Source organism: Pseudomonas sp. WS 5027, assembly GCF_012985695.1.
Lineage (GTDB): Bacteria > Pseudomonadota > Gammaproteobacteria > Pseudomonadales > Pseudomonadaceae > Aquipseudomonas > Aquipseudomonas hygromyciniae.
The window spans coordinates 72,771-91,019 of the sequence record NZ_JAAQWU010000021.1; the positions used below are offsets into that span (position 1 = coordinate 72,771).

The following is an 18,249-nucleotide window of genomic DNA, read 5'->3' on the forward strand; positions in this document are numbered from 1 at the left end:
GAGCGACTTATGGAATCTTGATCCCCAACGCATTCAGCGATGGTGTATCCATCCGACCATTCACAGTCAGCCCACTGTCCATCTGAAAGGCCATTAACGCCCCACGTGTTGCTTTGCCCATCACCCCATCAATGGAGCCTTGGTAATACTGGCGCACCATCAGCGCGGTCTGCACACGGGTGACCAGGTTGCTTTTCTGCTCATTGGTCGCGCGGCTCTTTGAAGTGCTCGAACTTGTCCCGCTGGTAGTGCCAGACGACTGATAAAGGCTGTTGCTGCTTGGGGTGGTGCTCGAAGCACTCGGCGCGCTGTAGCTTCGAGTACTGGTAGCGGGTGGGCTGTAGTAGCGAGGTGCGCTATAGCCACCCGAGCCGCTGTAGTGAGAACTGTGCGAGCTGTGGGACCGGTGAGAACTGTGTGAGCGATGCGCCGCATAGATGTTGACGATGTTTGGCGCATTGAGCGTATCGGCAAATACCGGGGGCTGTAGCTTGTCGGTGGGTTTCCAGTTCGCATCGGCGAGCGACAGATGGCCCGCCTGTGCCAGCGTGGTACCTGCAATTGGCAGCAGGCTGATCCCGCTGATGAGGACTTTCCAGCGGTCGAGCAATTTCACTGTGCACTCCTTGCATAGGCGCTAAAGGCCTCGGTCGATAGTAGTTGTACGCCGCGGCTCTGCCAGCGGTCGGTGTGGGATTTGAAGAAGCCAGAGCAATGTTTGACGGCAGCGCATTGTTGGCAGGTATCGATGAACAGATTCTTCCAGTCCGAGATGCTCTGGCGGGCGAAACGCGAGAGATGGGCCGGGATCAGGCACAGTGGCAAGTTGTAGATCGAAACCGGCACTCCGCGGTTGAACAGGAAATACACGGCCTGGCTCAACGACTCTTGATAGTCCAGCGGGTCAATCCACAGTTCTTCGTAGTTTTTCCTGGCCAGGCCGGTGCTTTCGATACCCATCAGCGCAACATGTCGCACGAAGGGCAGGTTCCTGAAAACGTAGTGGGCGAGCTCGGGCAAGCGTGGCGTGGTCAGGCGATTGAGCACCACGCGTATCTCGATGATCTGGTTGGCGCGCGCCAGGTTGTAAAGACCTTGCAGGGTTTCGCTGAACGCGCCTGGAGCCTGCACCACATGGTCATGGTCTTCGGCATTGTCGGCATACAGCGGGATGCCCCAGCTCAACTGAGGGTGGCCGATGGCAGAGAGCGCTGCGATCCAGCTCGGGTCTTGGAACAGACGCCCGTTGCTGAGCACATGAATGGATTTCTGCGGCAAAACGGCTTTGCACTTGGCCAGGATTTCGAGCAGACCGCCGCGATAAAGCGTTGGTTCTCCGCCGCTGATTCCCAGATTTTCCTCGCCCGGGTCCATCAGGTCAATCAGCCCTAGGTTCTCCTCGATGTGCCAACGGTCATCGATATCTTTGGGCGGCTGCGAGCACATCAGACAGAGGCTGTTACAACGATCAGTCATGAACAGCAGGTTGCTGTCTGAGCCTCGTCGATAGAGCACTCGCACCATCGCGTTGCCTGGTGTGATGGCAATGACATCGCCGGGCTGCACGACATCCGCATCTTTAGGGGTGTGCAGGTGTGGCCGCGCGCTGTCGAAGTCGCCGATCAATGGCTCCGGGATCAGGAATCCACCTACTGGTAATGAGAGCAGATACGGGCTCCGTAGCCGTTCTTCGTTTGGCAGCCAAAGCAGCAGGTCACCGAACTCAGCGCTTCCGGCACAAACAGCCAGGCCTTGTTCGATGAACTCATCCAGAGTGATGACCTTGAGCAGTTTCGGCTCATTCAGGTGATGGATTTCGAAGTGGGTATCTTTGCGCAGCATCGCCATCAGCCCCTGTAACCCGGGAACCGGACATCGTTGTAAGAGCGCCTGTTCAACCAAGACAGCAGCACCCTCTGCACGTTGTCGTCGCCATCGCAAAGCAGGCCGAAAAGATGCTTCAGCAGCCCCATGTTCTTCTTGCAGAAGCTGCTGAACACTCGGTGTCCGATCGGGTCAGCTTGACGGGCATAGTGTTCGATGGGGTCAGCACCGCAGTACGGGACAAGTGCGCAATCGGAGCAGCCCGGCAGCGCCTCTGCTACACCACTAGCGAGCAACGCATTCATAACCGGCGATGTGAGTAATTCAGACAAGGGTTGCTGCACGGTGCCAAGTTTCAAGCCGTCTTCACCCATCTCCAGCAACATTCGGGCTTCGTCCGAGGGATAGACGTAACCGTCATAGTTATAAACCAGCGCCGCAGTGCCTGCGCCAGCAGGGGAACGCAGGTCTACATAGCCGGAGGAGAAGGGTGTCAGGATATTCTTCAGCAACAGGCTCGTATAACTCTCTGAGAGGTATACGCCCTGCTGGTTGATATGCAGCAAATAGGCCAGTGCCTTCTTGTAGAAGGTCAGGTATCGCTCAATAGGGTAATCAAGTCGATGGGCGCTCTTGGTGGCAAACCCATAAGGGCTCAGAGGTCGAAGCGAGATGCTGGAAAAGCCCTGGCTTACATACTCATCGATGATCGCTTCAGGTTGTTCGAGGCTTCTTGAAGTCAGTGTGGTCAGTGCGGAAACTGCATCATGACCAAGGCGTTCACGGACCCACTGGATGCCTTTTACAGTGCGTTCGTAGGAGTCTCGTGACGGGGTAGGGCGGTTGGCATTGTGCAAGGGTGCCGGCCCATCGAGCGAGGTCGAAAACTGGATGCGATGTTGTTCTGCGAAGTCGACTATTTCCTCTGTCAGATGGTGCAGCGTGGTGGTGATGACGAACTGGATGTCGCGTTGTTCGACCACGTTCCGTTCAACGACCCATTCGACAATCTGGCGGACGCGCTCGAAGGCCAGAAGCGGCTCGCCACCCTGAAACTCCACAGTCAGGGCGGGAGCGTTCGATTCGAACAGGCGATCGACCGCCGCCTGCGCATCCGCTTCCGAAAGGTCGTGTCCGGATCCTCCCAGAGGGGCCCGCGACACCTGGCAGTACTGGCAGGTGTGGTTGCAACGCAATGTCACTACGAACAAGTGCAGTGCAGGGCCCTGGAAGAGGAAGTCCTTGCGACTGCGATACTGCGCGGCCATTTCCGGGAACGGGTCGTGGCGGCCTGGTTCGTAGATGAAGTGGCGGGCCAGCAGGTCCTTGTAAAAAGGCGTACTTGCTTGAACGTCGAAGTAACTGAGCGCTCGTAATTGCGCGTCGTTCACGTGCATGTACTCACCGGTATCGGAGGTGAGCAGGATGTCACGGTCACGTCCCGTGTTCATGCGCATGAATCGAAGGGGCAGCAAGTGGTAGTGCTTGGCGTCTGTCGCTATCAGTGTCACTGCGAAACCCCACATCCAGCGAGGGCGGCTCGGGCCAGGATTTCACGTAACCCTGCTGTTTCGCGGTTGATATGGTCGCGTAGGGCGAAGTCGTTCAGATGCTGAAAGATCAGCGAGTGAGCCAGCGTCGGGGAAAGCGTTAGCTTTGCTTCAGCGGGGTGGGCCGTGAGGCTTATCTGATTGGCTTCAACACTGACCTGGATCGTGACAGTGTCGGCCAGGGAATAAGCGGCGCGTTGCACCACGCTGAGCGGGTAGGCTGCGCTGTCGAGCTTCAGCGTGACTGGCCATGTCATCGGAACCGCTCCTTAAACCCTTTGGGAACGTGTGGATATTGCCGCTTTCCGAGGCATTGTGCCATCATATTTTTTTACATTTGCACGCCTCTATCCAGCGTGGTGGCGAAGAATCAGTCAAATGTTCATCAAATGATCAGTTGATCAGCCTGCTCGACGACGCCTAAAGACTCTCAGGATCCCCGAAAAACATCTGAATCCGCGAACGCAACCACCGTTCCCCCGGGTCATTATCCTGCGACCCTCGCCACGCCATATGCAGTTCAAAGCTGCGCACCGGCAACGGCGGGTCTTCGGCGCGCAGGCCGCCGGCGGCGGTCAGGGCTTCGGCGGTGTAGTCGGGCACGGTCGCCAGGATGTCGGTGCCGGCGAGCAGGGTGCCCAGGCCATTGAACTGCGGTACGGCCAGTACCACATGGCGCTTGCGGTCGAGCTTTTCCAACTCTTCATCGATAAACCCGCTGAGGTCGCCGGCGAATGAGACCAGGGCGTGGGGGCGGGCGCAGAAGTCGTCCAGGCTCAGGGCGCCGGGCACGCTGTCGGCGCGCAGCAGCTTGGGCAGGCTGCGGCGCAGCAGTTTGCGCTTGGCGTTGGCCGGTAGATCGGCGGTGTAGCTGACGCCAATGGAGATTTCCCCGGAGGCCAGCAGGCCGGGCATCAGGATGTAGTTGACGCGACGGATCACCAGCACGATGCCCGGCGCTTCGGCGCGCAGGCGTTTGAGCAGTTGTGGCAGCAGGGCGAACTCGACATCGTCCGACAGGCCGATGCGAAACACTGCGGTGCTGGTGGCTGGATCGAATTCGGCGGCGCGGCTGACGGCGGTGGATATCGAATCCAGGGCCGGCGAAAGCAGGGCAAAAATCTCCACCGCCCGGGCGGAAGGCTCCATGCTGCGCCCCGTGCGCACGAACAGCGGATCATCGAACAACCCGCGCAGACGCGACAAGGCCGCGCTGATGGCCGGCTGACCGAGGAACAATTTCTCGGCGGCGCGGGTCACACTGCGCTCATGCATCAAGGTTTCGAATACGATCAACAGGTTCAGGTCGACACGACGCAGGTCGTTACGGTTCATCTTGTGTCCTGGCAGATTCAGCGAACTTGACGTGAACGGCCACATGACAACAATGGCCGGCATGAATCTTACGGGGAAAGGCTGGTACTCTGCACCGGCTAATTCAGATTTCCTACGCTGCCTGGCGTATTTTCCTAGGCAGTGGAATCAATGACAGACATGACGACTATTAATGGCGACCGGTGGCCTTGCCCCGAAAGCCCAGATAAAGTTCATGGCATTAGAGGTTACTTTGGCGAGGTTTGCGATGTCCCGCACGATCCGTTTTCACAAGTTTGGTCCGGCCGAGGTGCTCAAGTGCGAAGAGCATGAAGCCACGTTGCCCGCACCGGGCGAAGTGCAGGTGCGTGTCGAAGCGATTGGCATCAGTTGGTACGACATTCTCTGGCGGCAGAACCTGGCGTCCTCCCATGCCCGCTTGCCTTCGGGCCTTGGCCATGAAATGGCGGGCGTGGTAGTGGCGTTGGGCGAGGGCGTCGACGACCTGGCGCCAGGCGACAAAGTTGCCAGCTTTCCGGCTGAAAGCCCCAATGATTACCCGGTGTATGGCGAGGTGATTGTGCTGCCGCGTTCGGCCCTGACCCGCTACCCGGACGTGTTGAGCCCGGTGCAGGCCAGTGTGCATTACACGCCGTTGTTGATTGCCTACTTTGCCTACATCGATCTGGCGCGGGCCAAACCTGGGCAGTTCGCCCTGGTCACGGATGCCAGCCATTGTGCCGGGCCGTCGTTCGTGCAATTGGGCAAGGCCCTGGGCGTGCGGGTGATCGCTGCCACCAAGTCCCCTGACGAGCGCGAATACCTGCTGTCTTTGGGCGCCGAAAAGGTCATCGTTACCGAAGAGCAGGACTTGCTGATGCAAATCAACAAGTTCACGGATGGGCGCGGTGTGGACGTGGTGTTTGACGGCCTGGGCGGCCCGCAGATGTCGCTGTTGGGCGATGTTCTCGCGCCCCGTGGCAGCCTGGTGTTGTACGGCCTGCAAGGTGGCAACCAGACCCCGTTCCCGGCCTGTGCCGCGTTCCAGAAGAACATTCAGTTCTTTGTGCACTGCATCGGCAACTTCACCGGCAAGCCCGAGCTTGGCATTGCCCAGGACCATGCCGCGCTGCAGCGGGCCCTGCGTGAGATCAACCAGTTGACCGCAGACGGCATGCTAGTGCCGCTCAAGACCCGGGTATTTGCCTTCAACCAGTTCGTCGAAGCCCATCGTTATATGGATGAATGCCCGTGCCGCGAGCGGGTAGCGTTGCAGGTTGAAGCCGTTTGATCTGTGGGAATGTTCGCAAACGGACATTCTACGGGTGTTTGCCATGGGGCAAATACGCCATTTAGAAGGACTGGATCTACCTCCTTGCTGAGCCTTGTACCGGGATTCTTTCCCTGCAAAACCTGCCATTGATGCCGCCGCTGCCCTGAATCCCAGAGCAGCGGCGTTTTTCTTGGGCGCTGCACTCAATCCCCGCCCACCGAACTGCACTGGTTTTTGCGCTGAGTCTGTATCTTTTAATCATCAATCAAGCGCTGATAATTGCCCGGTCACTTTCATCTCAAGGACTGAGCAATGATTGCAGAAAACAACTCCAAACAGCGTTTCGCCGAAACTAATAAATCGCCTTGTATGCCGGCCCAAGGATATGGGTCCGCAGAAAGAGCCTTTAAGTGTGCGCGAACTAAATCCCTTTTTTTACCCTGCGGCGCATATGTCAGATCATTCTTTAATATTTGAGTTAAAGACTAGTAGGAGGTTGTAAGACCATTCCTAGGCAGGCCAATGGGCCGATGTAGGGGCTTTCCTCCGCAGGTGATGGCATCTTCGCCAGGATGTTCCAACTGGCGCTTTGTTGTGCGGTGCTAACATTTAGCTATCAGCCTTAATCGCAACAGGCGTCAACTCTAAGTAAACAGCAGATCGGACAGGCACGCCTAATTGCATGCCCGAAACTGACAGTTAACCTCAGGTAGTAAAGCTATGAGCGCTATTCACGAACAAGCCATGAACTATGTTTACCAGCAAGTTTTGCAGCGATTGCTGAGCCACTTCTCGCGGGCGGAGCGCACCGCACTTCAGTTATTGATTCAGCGGTTGATTGTGGCGGCCGGGGGCCTGGAGCAGATCGGCGACTACAAGGTGCTGGTCGCTCATGGGGGCGGTAAAAGCAGCAGTTATGCACTGGCCTTCCTGCGTGCTGCGCAATTGACCATCGCGGGACGCGCGCCGAGGAGTTTTCAATTGCGTGTGGCAACCCTGCGCCATACGGGGATGGCGCAAGCGGCGCTGGACAGCATTCACCGTGGTTACAGCGCGTTGTTTTTCCATGACGACCCCAGGATCGAGCTGCTGATGGTGGAAAACCAGGAGGTTTTGCCTTTCAACCACCTGCGTCCGGCGTCAAGCGCGGGGCAGGAGGTGGGGCGGCGCAACATGTTGATGGTCGGGCATATGAGTTCGGGGGATATCCGCGCCAGTTTGTGCAACGACGGCTACCTGTCCCTGGGGGATTTCTATCGTCGCATCACTGCATGGGACGGTGGGGTACACGCGTTGGTCAGCAGTGATTCGCCACGCAAGCAGAATCAATACCTGGCGTGGCTGGCCAGGACCACTCGCGCTGCGGGCATGAAAGGCCATTCCGGGCAGCCATTGGCGCTCAACGCGCTGTTCACCCGCATGGACGATTGCAGCGCCGGGTATTACCGCGATGTGTATGGCGAACATTACGCGGCACAGGATGCGTCCGCCAAGGAGGTGCACCGTCACCTGGCCTACATTGGCGTGGCCGACCTGTTACGCGCAACGGAGCAGGGCAGCACGGCATTGCTCAATGATTTCATGGGTTACAAGCAAGATGAGTTCGCCTTTCAGTTCAGTACCCCGGCCTACGCCAACCCGTTGCTGATGGCCCACCTGCACGGCCTGCATGCCCAAGTGCTGCAGGGCCTGGACTATCAGCAGGGTGTCACGCGGTTTATCGAGCAGGCCATCGGCTTTATGCGCCGTAAACAAATCCCTGAATTGCTGATTGCCCAAGCCGGGACGCGGGACGGGCGCGTGCTGGCGGCGACCTATGCTCGCGAGTTCTTTGGCCTGGAGGATAGCCAACTGGTATGCCTGCTGTTTTCACCGTTTATCCAGCAAGGGCAGCGCCTGGAAGCCTTCTTGCGCCGCTGTCATCCGGGCATGCTGGTGGCGCTGCCCGAACTGCACAAGGCTCTTGAGGGCAAGCCTTCGGCAGAGTTGATCCAGCACTGGATTGTCGATACCAGTGGCTTGCCCCTGGCGCTTTTGCAGCACCTGTACTGCGCCCATGTCGCGGCCAATGCTGCTTGTATCAACAGCGAGGATGAGGCCACGGTGCCGCATGGCGCGCCAGGGCACTGAGGGTGGGCGCGCCATACCGGCCATTGCCCCGGCAGAAAAGGTCATGAGGGGGGATAAACAGGCTGATTTCGCCTATCAGGCTGTCTATCGCTACATGATCAACCTGATCAATGAAGTGGGCACCGAAGCTCGGGTCAAGCTGCCGTCCTTGCGACACTTGGCAGAGCGTTTGAATGTATCGATTTCCACCATTCAATACGCCTACTCGCTCCTGGAAAAGGAGGGCAGGGTGTACTCGGTGGCCAAGTCCGGCTACTACGCCTTGCCCATTGCCAGCAGTACACCGTGCTGCACCGCGGGGGATCTACTCGAGCGCCTGTATGTCGGGGCACGCAGGCCGGGGATGCTGGTGCTCAGTGCCGATGAGCCGGCCCAGTTGCTGTCCCTGGACGCGCCGTTACTGCAATTGGAGCGTGAACTGGTGCGCCAGTACCCGCGCCAATTGCAGCCTTATTCCCAGCCGTGCGGCATCTGGGAGCTGCGGGCGGCGCTGGCGGCGCGTTATACCCACTCGCCCACACGGTGCTGGCAGGCCGATGACGTGTATATCGGTGCTGACCTGCGGGGAGTGCTGGCCATTCTGATCGAGGTGTTGGCGCTTAGAGGGGCTGCTGTGCTGGTGGAGTCGCCTTGTGACTGGCTTGTCCTGCGACTGCTGCAAGACGCCGGAGTGCGTGTGATCGAGTGGCCGTGTAACGAGCAGGGCAGGCTCGACCTTGGCTATTTGCAGCAGCTACTGCGGGCCGAGGAGGTGCAATTGGCCGTGCTGTCTTCGACCCCGGGCCTTGGCACAGGGGCGCCCTTGAGCCAGGCGGATCAGGCTCAAGTGGCGCAGTTGCTGGAGCACGCGGGTTGCTGGGTATTGGAGAACGACATCCACGGCGGGCTGGAATTCGAGGCGGGCAGCCGCTACCTGCGCGATCTGGTTAATCCTGAGCGGCTGATGGTGTTTTCCTCGTTGGAAAAAGTCATGGGCCCCGAAGCGCCCTACGGCTATTTGTTGTCGCGGCACCTGAGCGCGCAATTACAGCGCCAGTTCCTGTTGCGTGCGTTCCGTTTGTCCTCCATTCGCCAGCGCGCAATCGCCCGGCTGTACCACAATGGCCGTTTTGACCAGCACTTGCAGCAGTTGCGCGAACTGCTCAAGGGGCACGCCGACGCAATGCATGGGCGCCTGGTGCAACATCTGGGCGAGCGTGTGACGTACCGGGCGCCCCAGGCGGGCGCTACCTACTGGTTGCGCTCCACCGAGGCCGTCGATATGCGTCGGGTCTTTCAAAACATGCTGGCGCGCCAGGTGGTGATTGCCCCTGGCGAGTTGTTCAGCGTGAGCGGCCTATACCAGCAAAATTTTCGGTTGAGCCATGTGGCAAGCACTCATCACAGCCTGGACCTGGTTTTGGAGGAGTTGGCGCAGGCGCTCAAGCAGGGACAGCACGGATGAATTGGCTTTGTAGGAAATATCGCTGATCATTATGGGATAGATACCGCCCCATAGCGGTCGAACACCCAGTAAACTGCATCCTTTTCCCGAATCCTTCTTTTCAGAGGTTTTTGCATGACTCTCAGTCCTTTTGCGGGCAAACCGGCGCCAGCTCAATTGCTGGTGGACATCCCGCGACTGGTAACGGCCTATTACACCGGCCAGCCCGATGCAGCAATCTCCACTCAACGCGTGGCTTTCGGTACTTCCGGGCACCGTGGTAGCTCTTTTGATTTGAGCTTCAATGAATGGCACGTGTTGGCCATCAGCCAGGCGATTTGCCTGTACCGCGAAGCACAAGGCATCACCGGCCCACTGTTTGTGGGCCTCGATACCCATGCGCTGTCCACCCCGGCAGGCGCCAGTGCGCTGGAAGTGCTGGCGGCCAACGGGGTGCATGTGATGCTCGCCGAAGGTGACGAATACACGCCGACCCCGGCGATTTCCCACGCCATCATCTGCTACAACCGTGGCCGTACCAGCGGCTTGGCCGATGGCATTGTCATCACCCCGTCCCATAACCCGCCCCAGAGTGGCGGTTATAAGTACAACCCGCCTAACGGCGGCCCGGCCGATACTCACGTCACCAAATGGATCGAGGCCAAGGCCAACGAACTGCTGGCAGCCAAGCTGGCCGGGGTCAAGCGCATCACCCATGCCCAGGCATTGAAAGCCGATACCACCCATCGCCATGACTACCTCAACAGCTACGTGGCCGACCTGATCAATGTCATCGACATGGACGCCATCCGCAGCGCCGATTTGCGCCTGGGTGTGGACCCGTTGGGGGGAGCAGGGGTGCGCTACTGGTCGGCCATCGCCGAGCATTACCGCTTGAACCTTGAAGTGGTGAATACCGAAGTCGACCCGACCTTCCGCTTCATGAGCGTGGATTGGGACGGCCAGATTCGCATGGACCCCTCCTCAAGCTATGCGATGCAAGGCTTGATCGGCCTCAAGGAACGCTTCGACGTGGCGTTTGCCTGCGACCCGGACCACGACCGTCACGGCATCGTTACCCCGTCTGGCGGGCTGTTGGCGCCGAACAACTACCTGGCCGTGTCCATCGATTACCTGTTCCAGAACCGTCCCCAGTGGCGCGCTGATGCAGCCGTGGGTAAAACCGTGGTCAGCAGTGGCTTGATCGACCGCGTGGCGGCGCGCATTGGCCGGCGCCTGTACGAAGTGCCGGTGGGCTTCAAGTGGTTTGCCGACGGCCTGTTCGAAGGCTCCCTGGGTTTTGGCGGCGAAGAAAGCGCGGGGGCTTCGTTCCTGCGCAAGGATGGCAGCGTGTGGAGTACTGACAAGGACGGCCTGATCCCGGCATTGCTGGCCGCGGAAATGACCTCGCGCAAAGGCCAGGACCCAAGCCAGATCTACCGTGGCCTGACCGACGTCCTGGGTGAACCGTTCGCCATCCGTGTGGATGCCAAGGCCACGCCGTCGCAGAAGGCACTGCTGGGCAAGCTGGCGCCGGAGCAGGTTACGTCCACGCAATTGGCCGGGGAAAGCATCCAGCAGATCCTCAGCCATGCACCGGGCAACGACCAGGCGATTGGCGGGCTGAAAGTCATGACCGAAAACGGCTGGTTTGCCGCACGCCCGTCGGGCACCGAGGATATCTACAAGATCTATGCCGAGAGCTTTATTGGCGAGGATCACCTCAAGCGTCTGGTGGAAGAGGCGCAGGTGTTGGTGGATGGTGCGATCACCCCCAACTGACACCCCGCTGTAAAAACATGTGGGAGCGGGCAAGTCGAATCGTCGCACTGCCGCTCCCACATTGGTTTTTGCGTTTGGCTTGAAATCAGGCCAGGTCCACCAGCACTACTTCGCTGTCTTCGATCGCCGTCACCCGCAACACCCGTTCATCCTGCACCGCAACACCGTCACGCGCCTGCGCTCGCAAGCCATTGACTTCGATCACCCCGGTCGCCGGCACTAGGTACGCCCGACGTCCCGCATCCAGGTGGTATTCGGCACTTTCCCCAGCCTTCAGGTTGGCCGCCACCAGGCGCGCATCGGCACGGATGCGCAGGCTTTCATTGTCGCCGTGCTTGCCGCTGGCCAAGGTCACAAACCCTTCGCGCTCGCCCTTGGGAAAAGGCTTGGCGCCCCAGGAAGGGGGCAGGCCCGCTTCATTGGGGATGATCCAGATCTGGAAAATCTTGGTTGCTGTGGCTTCCAGGTTGTATTCGCTATGGGCAATCCCGGTGCCCGCGCTCATCACCTGTACGTCGCCGGCCTCGGTACGGCCCTTGTTGCCCAGGTTGTCAGCGTGACTGATAGCACCTTCGCGCACATAGGTGATGATTTCCATGTCCCGGTGCGGATGCTGTGGGAAGCCTGTACCTGGAGCGATGATGTCATCGTTCCACACCCGCAGGTTGCCCCAGTGCATACGTTGGGGGTCATGGTACTCAGCGAACGAAAAGTGGTGATGGGCATCCAGCCAACCGTGATTGGCACCGCCCAGGGAAGTAAAAGGTCGAAGTTCAAGCATGATCGTCTCCTGTTGATGGGGCTATCATCCGCCAGGGCATGATCGATAAAAAGCGTAAAAAATACCTGATTCCCATCTGATTATTCGATTGGTTTGCGAGATCCCGAACTAGACCTGATATTCACTTCATCGCCTAACTGCATGAAGCCAAAGCAATTGGCTGGAACTGTCGCGGCATAACGGCGACCATAGGCGCTCTGTCCGCTCAACCCCCTGCAGGAGTCCGCGTGCCGCAACACACTCCCGATCTGCCCCCCGAACTGCGTCCCTTGGCGCAAATGCCGCTGTTCAAACGCCTGGCTGCCCGGCTGTTTGGCCACGGATTGACACGCCTGCGGGCTCAGCACCGTTTTTCGTGGCTGCATGGCCAGGCCGATGGTTTTCGCAGCGGGCATGAGGCTGGCGTGGAGTATGGCTACCAGGAAGGTAAGCGTGACGGCATCGAGGAAGGGCGCCAGGTCCTGTTGATTCGTGACTTTCGCAGCGATGAGCACCGCGCCCCCGGCGTTGACGACAGCCTGTTCGACGATTGGCGCCTGCCACTGACCCCAGAGCTGAAAAAACGCATCAAGGCCGACGTGGCGCGCTTGCTACCGGCCCATGCCCAGCCCAGCGCGGCCCAGTGGAAGATGATCTTCAGTGATACCCCATCAACCTCGGTGATTGCCGGGGCCGGGGCGGGCAAATCCACGTCGCTGGTGCTGCGGATCCTGCTGCTGAGTCATTACCTGGGTTTTGAGCTGAGCTCCATGACCGTGGTGACCTTCACCCGCGAGTCGCGCAAGGATTTCATCAGCAAACTCATGGAGATTCTCAGCCTGTGGGGCCAACCCCTTGGTTTGAAAGAGGCCCAGGCCGTGGTGCGCACCTTTCACTCACGCATCCTGCCCATGGTCCGCAGCCTGCCGGGCTTTGAGCGGTTACAGGCGTTCGAGAACCTGCACAGCGGCACCTATGATGAAGAGGCCGATAGCAACCCCTTCGACCTGCGCATCAACGATGCCCAGCGCCAGCAGCTCAATGCCTGTTATCACGGGCTCTACGGCCGGCACACACGCTTTCGCGAGCTGATTGCGCCCATGGCGCGGCACGCCTTGCAGCTCAAGGAGCTGGAGCGCGACCACCCGGATGTGCAAAAGCGCGTGGCAGTCACCGAATTGGCGGCCAAGCGTGACGAAGAGCTGTGCGATGTGATCGAGGACCTGTGGTTCCGCGCCGGCGCATGGCCGATCAAGGGCATCGAACCGAACCGTCAGAGCGTTGAAATCAATGGTGCGTCGTTCCACTGCCACGGCTACAGCGCCGAACTGGATGCCTGGGTGGTGCTGGGCTTCGACGCCAGGGAAAACCCGCAGATCGCCCGTCCAGGGGCCAAGCTGTCGGTACGCGCCGAATGGGCGGTCAAGCGCACACTGTTTCAAGCATTCTGCCGCAAACCATTGATATGGCTAGATAACTATGAATCCTCCAAGCGTCTGTTGAGCAGCCTGGCCGGGGACGCCACCTCAGGTCCGGGCTTTGATTACAAGGTCAAGGGCGAGTTGGCTTCGGCGCCATTGTTGGACTGTTTTGTCACCGCCGCCGGGTTTATCGAAAACCTCGGCCTGGACGTGCCCACCGCCGTAGGCCAGATGAGCTTTGCCAAGGATGATCCGGATCGCGGTTTCTTTGAGGCCCTGAGTATTTTCTGGAAGGCCCTGGAAGATCACCTGCTGGACCAGTCGCCACCGATCATGACTTACAACCGCATGTTTTCGCTGTTTGGCGAGAACACTCCGGAGAACCTCAAGTTGCTCAGCGACGGCCTGTTGCGCCCGCTGTCGCACTTGATGATCGACGAGTTCCAGGACGTTTCGCCGCAGATCGTCTCGTGGATCCGCGCCAGCCTGCGCGAGATCCGCAGCCGTGGGCCAGCGATGCATGTGGGGCGTGGTGCCCAGCATTCCTCGCTGTTATGCGTGGGGGATGACTGGCAGTCGATCTATGGTTGGCGTGGCAGTTCGCCCAAGTACTTCATGGAGTTCAACAAGGAGTTCCCATCCCCGAGCACCACCCGGGTGATGCTCGGGGAGAACTTCCGTAGCCATCAGCACATCATTGATGCCGCCGAGCATATCGTTAAAGCCGCACCGGCGATCAGCGGTAAAAAGGCCAAGGCCAGCGGCGCAGCCAGGGCGCTGGTACCGGTGCAGGTGCTGGATCGGGACGAAGCCGCTCTGGGGCAGCAGTTGCTGGCGCACTATCAGCGGGGCGAATCGGTATTAATGTTGTATCGAAAAGGCAGCGATAAGCTATTGATTCAAGAGCATATTCAGTCAGTAGTTAATCTTGATTCTAGCTTGCCGCCGACCCTGCGTCGTCTCAAACAACTGACCTATCACAGCGCCAAGGGGTTGCAGGCGGACGCGGTGTTTTTGCTAGGTGACTGCCAGCACCTGACCCGCTCGCCGTACAAGAACCAGGTCTACCGCATGGCTGGGCTTGGCAAGGATGGTGATGCAGAGCCTTACGACAATGCGCAAAAAGACGAGGTACTGCGCCTGGCCTATGTCGGGATTACTCGGGCAGTGAGCCATTGCTACTGGTATGTCGAAGGGCAGGATGGCCAGGGCACGAATGCGCCGAGGGCGTCGGATCGGGTGGCGGGGGGCAAAGTGTTCTTTGATGACCGGCGCGTGGCAAAGGTGAAGTAGAGATCTTGCTGTGGCAAGTGGGCCTATTGTGGCAAGCGAGCTTCTTGTGGCAAGTGGGCTTCTTGTGGCGAGCGGGCTTGCCCCGCGCTGGGCTGCGCAGCAGCCCCAAACCCTACACCCCCGGTTTACCTGACTAAATTCGCTGAGCTTATTGGGGCTGCTACGCAGCCCAGCGCGGGGCAAGCCCGCTCGCCACAAGAAGCCCGTTTGCCACAGCAAGCCCGTTTGCCACAATAAGCCCTGCAACTACGCCTGCCGCAACTGCGGGCGTACGAACGATTCAAGCTCCAGCTCAATCGCTTCGATAATCCGCTCCACATCCGTGGCGTTCATCACCGTGGTACAGGGAATGCCAGCAATGGCAATCAGGGTTTCGCCACTCGCTCGGTCAAACAAGCGCGCGATCATGCTGCCAGGCGCGTCCATGCTGCCTTCAAAGCCTACCGGGTGAAAATGCCAGCGCATCAGTTGACATGCGTTGGGGAACGTCACTTTGTTCATGTGACCAACCTTGTTCATTGAGCGCTTCCTTTAGCTCGCGGCAAGGGTGTCAGGCCCATCAATGGTCCTGACCGTGAAGCTTAAAAAATAGCACTCACTTGCAATTAGCACCGGTTTATTTCTATCCGTTCGGCAGTTCCTTGCAGGAAGTATGACGTGGGTCATATCTTACAAATGCTTAGGCAAAAGGCCATTACTTAAAACTGTCACTTGGCCATTGAAGCACCCGGTAAAGTTGTGCAAGCTCCAGGCTTTAGCCGTTTGCGAGTGTTGTATGTCACAGACCGTCCCGGCCGATAGCCCGCAACAGACGCAAGTGACCGCCGACGTGGTATTGCGCCACCATCTGTGTTGGAAGCACCGCGATCTGGACGGGGTCATGGCGCACTACCACCCGGATATCCAGTACCACGACTTCTTCCAGAACCGCGTGGTGTGCTTCGACCAGTTGCGTGAGTACCTGCAAGCCAGCATGCCCCGCGACCCCGACGAGGCCATCGAGCACACTGACCGCATCCGCACTGATGGCGATACCGCATTTATCCAGTACCGCGTGACCTTGCGTGGCGGCCAGGGCCTGGTGTCGTTTCGTACCAGTGAGGCGATCACCGTGCGCGACGGGCTGATCTGGCGTGTCAACGAATATGCATCCCTGGTCCACGAGCCCGCCACCAGTCGCTCCCAGTCCCAGGCCACGCGACCGACCGTCAGCCGCCTGGGCTTGTCGCCCCAGCAACTGAGCTACCTGGCCAACGATTTGCAGCAGTACTTCCAGCGCCAGCAACCTTATCTCGACCCTGAACTGGACCTGCAACGGGTGGCCAAGGAGTGTGGCTACAGTCGCAACCAGATTTCCTACCTGCTCAACCAGGTGCTGGGGCAGAGCTTCTACCGCTACGTCAACCAGGCCCGCCTGCAGCATTTGCTGGCGGCACTGGATGGCGCCACGCCGCCGATCCGCATTGATGAACTGGCATTTGCCGCCGGTTTCAACTCGTTATCGGCGTTCTATAGCTGTTTCCGCCAGCACACCGGCTTGTCGCCCAAGGCCTACGTGAAACAAATTTCCCTGCGTGCACGCGCGCAAGACGAGGACTGAAGCCAGGCACTAGGATCACGCCATCGACGTTTGGTGGTGGAGTTTGGGCATGCCCGCATGGCGCAAGATCAGTTTATGGATGGACCAGCTGCAAGAGCCGCTAGAGGCGCGTGCGTCCCTGGAGCAGGACCTGGATGTCGATGTGGCCATTATTGGCGCCGGCTACACCGGGCTGTGGACCGCCTATTACCTCAAGCGCCACGCGCCGCAGCTCAAGGTGGTGATCATCGAGGCGCAGACCGCTGGTTTTGGGGCTTCCGGGCGCAATGGTGGTTGGTTGATGGGCAACCTCTTGGGCGAAGACCGCTTGCTCGCCGGCTTACCTGCCGAGCAGCGCCGGGCCTCGTTTGACCTGCTGCATGGCATCCCCGATGAAGTCGGCCAGGTTCTGCAGCGCGAAGCCATTGACTGCGATTATCGCAAGGGTGGGGCGCTGCACTGTGCCGCCCGCTACCCCGAGCAAGAAGCCAGCCTGCGCGAATACCTGGCCAAGCTCCACGGCCAAGGCCTGACCGACGATGACTACCGCTGGCTCAGCCCCGAGCAACTGGCCGGGCAGATCCGTATCGCCTCGGCCTATGGCGCGGTGTACACGCCCCACGTCGCGACGATCCATCCGGCCAAGCTGGTGCGCGGGTTGGCGCGGGTGGTCGAGGCCATGGGCGTGGCGATCTACGAGAACAGCCCGGTCACTCACTGGCAGTCCGCCAGCCTGCGCACCGACAAGGCCCAGGTCCGGGCCTCGTGGGTGGTGCCGGCAGTGGAGGGCTATGCCCCGACGCTCAAGCCCCTGGGCCGCTATCAACTGCCGGTGCAGAGCCTGATCGTGGCGACCGAACCCTTGCCTGCCAGTACCTGGGAGGAAATCGGCCTGGATCAGGGCCAGGCGTTTGGTGAAAGCAGCCGCCAGGTCACCTACGGCCAGCGCACCGCAGATAACCGCCTGGTGTTCGGTGCCCGCGGTGGCTATCAATTTGCCGGCAAGTTGCGTCACAACTTCGACCTCACCGAAAGCGAGGTGGAGTTGCGCCGCTATCTGTTCTGCGAGCTGTTCCCGCAACTGCAGCATGTGCGCGTTACCCATTCCTGGGGTGGCAACCTCGGTATGTCGCGGCGCTTTCGGCCACACATGCTGTGCGACCAGCAGAGCGGTATCGCCTTGTCGGGTGGGTATGGCGGGGAGGGCGTCGGCGCCAGCAACCTGGGTGGCCGAACCCTGGCCGACCTGATCCTGGGGCGCGATACGCCGCTGGTCCAGCAGCCGTGGGTGCTGCGCGATGGCGGCCTGAAAGCCCTCAAGGGTTGGGAACCGGAGCCGTGTCGCTGGCTGGGCTACAACGCGATCATTCGCAGCTTCGTCCACGAGGACCAGACCCTGGCCAATCCGCACACCGCGCCCTGGCGGCGCAAGCTGGCCAGCGGTATGGCCAGCTTTATGGAAGGTTTCATGCACTAAATCGCTTCAATCACCACAGGTATGACCATGAGCATTACCCAGTTCAAAGACACACTTAACCGCCACCTGCCGGACTCAAGCCCGGTCGCCGTGCCCCTCGGCACCCCGATTGCCGTGGCCTCCACCCTCAGCGTGGAACGCAACGATGGCGTCGAAACCGGCATCTGGGAATGCACCCCGGGCCGCTGGCGGCGCCAGATCGTGGCCCAGGAGTTCTGCCACTTTATCCAGGGCCGCTGCACCTTCACCCCCGATGACGGTGAAACCCTGCATATCGAAGCCGGCGATGCACTGATGTTGCCGGCCAACAGCACGGGTATCTGGGATATCCAGGAGACCGTGCGCAAGACCTATGTGTTGATTCTCTAATCTTTTGATCCTTGATCGCCTGCCATAAAAACAGCCCTATAACCGCCAGGAAAT

At 59.6% G+C, this 18,249-nt stretch carries 15 protein-coding genes; 8 read left to right on the forward strand and 7 right to left on the reverse strand.

All coding sequences use genetic code 11. The annotated features are described in order from the left end of the window. Positions 1 to 7: 7 nt before the first annotated feature. The 5 genes from hxsA to HBO09_RS22945 all read right to left on the reverse strand — a co-directional run bounded on the left by hxsA (position 8) and on the right by HBO09_RS22945 (position 4,709). Complete coding sequence (gene hxsA, locus HBO09_RS22925) at positions 8 to 616, reverse strand: His-Xaa-Ser repeat protein HxsA (RefSeq protein ID WP_169997396.1); 609 nt, start codon at positions 614 to 616, stop codon at positions 8 to 10. After that, a complete protein-coding gene (gene hxsC, locus HBO09_RS22930; protein WP_169997394.1) occupies positions 613 to 1,848 on the reverse strand; it encodes a His-Xaa-Ser system radical SAM maturase HxsC in 1,236 nt (411 codons plus the stop codon). Before hxsC ends, hxsA begins: the two co-directional genes overlap by 4 nt. Continuing rightward, positions 1,848 to 3,335, reverse strand: a complete 1,488-nt coding sequence (gene hxsB, locus HBO09_RS22935; RefSeq protein WP_169997392.1) for a His-Xaa-Ser system radical SAM maturase HxsB — start codon at positions 3,333 to 3,335, stop codon at positions 1,848 to 1,850. The genes hxsC and hxsB overlap by 1 nt, the downstream gene beginning before the upstream one ends. Next, positions 3,332 to 3,631, reverse strand: a complete 300-nt coding sequence (hxsD, locus tag HBO09_RS22940) for a His-Xaa-Ser system protein HxsD (protein ID WP_169997390.1) — start codon at positions 3,629 to 3,631, stop codon at positions 3,332 to 3,334. Before hxsD ends, hxsB begins: the two co-directional genes overlap by 4 nt. Positions 3,632 to 3,794: 163 nt before the next feature. Next, a complete protein-coding gene (locus HBO09_RS22945; protein WP_070994887.1) occupies positions 3,795 to 4,709 on the reverse strand; it encodes a LysR substrate-binding domain-containing protein in 915 nt (304 codons plus the stop codon). 247 nt (positions 4,710 to 4,956) lie between these two features. On the opposite strand from HBO09_RS22945, the gene HBO09_RS22950 reads away from it, so the two are divergent. The 4 genes from HBO09_RS22950 (at position 4,957) to pgm (ending at position 11,296) form a co-directional block, all read left to right on the forward strand. Next, positions 4,957 to 5,979 (forward strand): zinc-dependent alcohol dehydrogenase family protein, encoded by a 1,023-nt coding sequence (locus HBO09_RS22950; RefSeq protein WP_169997387.1) that lies wholly within the window; start codon positions 4,957 to 4,959, stop codon positions 5,977 to 5,979. 702 nt (positions 5,980 to 6,681) lie between these two features. Then, complete coding sequence (locus HBO09_RS22955; RefSeq protein WP_169997385.1) at positions 6,682 to 8,091, forward strand: hypothetical protein; 1,410 nt, start codon at positions 6,682 to 6,684, stop codon at positions 8,089 to 8,091. A gap of 43 nt (positions 8,092 to 8,134) precedes the next feature. After that, the gene (locus tag HBO09_RS22960) at positions 8,135 to 9,535 is read left to right on the forward strand and encodes a PLP-dependent aminotransferase family protein (protein ID WP_169997509.1); all 1,401 of its coding nucleotides are present in this window, start codon (positions 8,135 to 8,137) and stop codon (positions 9,533 to 9,535) included. 114 nt (positions 9,536 to 9,649) lie between these two features. Continuing rightward, positions 9,650 to 11,296: a phosphoglucomutase (alpha-D-glucose-1,6-bisphosphate-dependent) gene (pgm, locus tag HBO09_RS22965; RefSeq protein ID WP_169997383.1), complete on the forward strand. Its 1,647-nt coding sequence runs from the start codon at positions 9,650 to 9,652 to the stop codon at positions 11,294 to 11,296. An 85-nt stretch (positions 11,297 to 11,381) separates the two neighbouring features. On the opposite strand, the gene HBO09_RS22970 is transcribed toward pgm, so the two are convergent. Then, positions 11,382 to 12,077, reverse strand: coding sequence for a pirin family protein (locus HBO09_RS22970; RefSeq protein ID WP_169997381.1), 696 nt, complete (start codon positions 12,075 to 12,077; stop codon positions 11,382 to 11,384). Positions 12,078 to 12,304: 227 nt separating this feature from the next. Between HBO09_RS22970 and HBO09_RS22975 the strand changes: the two genes are divergently transcribed. Next, positions 12,305 to 14,770: a UvrD-helicase domain-containing protein gene (locus tag HBO09_RS22975; protein WP_169997379.1), complete on the forward strand. Its 2,466-nt coding sequence runs from the start codon at positions 12,305 to 12,307 to the stop codon at positions 14,768 to 14,770. A 246-nt stretch (positions 14,771 to 15,016) separates the two neighbouring features. Here HBO09_RS22975 and HBO09_RS22980 read toward each other — a convergent pair whose 3' ends face one another. Then, positions 15,017 to 15,289 (reverse strand): DUF1652 domain-containing protein, encoded by a 273-nt coding sequence (locus HBO09_RS22980; RefSeq protein ID WP_169997377.1) that lies wholly within the window; start codon positions 15,287 to 15,289, stop codon positions 15,017 to 15,019. A 256-nt stretch (positions 15,290 to 15,545) separates the two neighbouring features. On the opposite strand from HBO09_RS22980, the gene HBO09_RS22985 reads away from it, so the two are divergent. The 3 genes from HBO09_RS22985 to HBO09_RS22995 are packed head-to-tail and all read left to right on the forward strand — an operon-like array spanning position 15,546 to position 18,195. Next, complete coding sequence (locus tag HBO09_RS22985) at positions 15,546 to 16,370, forward strand: helix-turn-helix domain-containing protein (RefSeq protein WP_169997375.1); 825 nt, start codon at positions 15,546 to 15,548, stop codon at positions 16,368 to 16,370. Between the two features lie 49 nt (positions 16,371 to 16,419). Continuing rightward, positions 16,420 to 17,826, forward strand: a complete 1,407-nt coding sequence (locus tag HBO09_RS22990; protein WP_169997373.1) for an FAD-binding oxidoreductase — start codon at positions 16,420 to 16,422, stop codon at positions 17,824 to 17,826. Between the two features lie 27 nt (positions 17,827 to 17,853). After that, positions 17,854 to 18,195 (forward strand): cupin domain-containing protein, encoded by a 342-nt coding sequence (locus tag HBO09_RS22995; RefSeq protein ID WP_169997371.1) that lies wholly within the window; start codon positions 17,854 to 17,856, stop codon positions 18,193 to 18,195. Positions 18,196 to 18,249: the final 54 nt, after the last annotated feature.